Origin of the sequence: Bowmanella yangjiangensis (assembly GCF_017255015.1) — a bacterium.
Classification (GTDB): Bacteria; Pseudomonadota; Gammaproteobacteria; order Enterobacterales; family Alteromonadaceae; genus Bowmanella; species Bowmanella yangjiangensis.
Map to the genome: position 1 here is coordinate 1 of NZ_JAFKCS010000499.1, position 556 is coordinate 556.

Here is a 556-nt window from a genome sequence, read left to right on the forward strand (position 1 = left end):
CGGCCACTACCTCAACCAGCTCAAGCCCAGGTATCCGGACTGGTGGCCAGGCTGGCTGTAAAGCGCCCTAGCGGCTGCGAAAGGCCTTGCGCGGCAGCGCATGCAGCAGCGCGATGTCGTCACCACGCAGGTGCACCGTCAGCCCCCACTGCGGGTAGACCCAGGCTTGTCCCTCTGCCAGCTCCAGGCTGAGACGCGGCTGCCCCAGGCTGGCAGCCAGACGTTCGCTGGCCAGTGACGCCGGGGCGCTAAGGTTCAGACTGGCGATGGAGAAACGCGCCATCTGCTCGACAAGCACAGCAGGCAATACCTGCTCGGCGTCGCCCGGGCGCAACCCTTGCGCCGCCATCAGGCTGTCACGCTGGCTGTCGCTCAAGGCCAGCACGGCCTGCAGCGACCACTCACCCTCCTCTCCCTGAAGCCGGGCACGGTAGCTCAGACGCGCACCATCCAGGCGCGGTTCCAGCCACAGCTCGCCGGGGGCCAGACGCTGCAGATCAGCCAGTTGCAGATGATCGTCCGCCAGAGGCTGCAGGAACGCGTCGCGCCAGGTCTG

1 protein-coding gene is annotated in these 556 nt (G+C 67.6%); it reads right to left on the reverse strand.

All coding sequences use genetic code 11. The features are described 5' to 3' along the window. Nucleotides 1-67: 67 nt before the first annotated feature. Nucleotides 68-556, reverse strand: a 489-nt coding sequence (locus J0A65_RS25360) for a hypothetical protein (RefSeq protein ID WP_206596990.1), incomplete at its 5' end; no start/stop codon positions are given.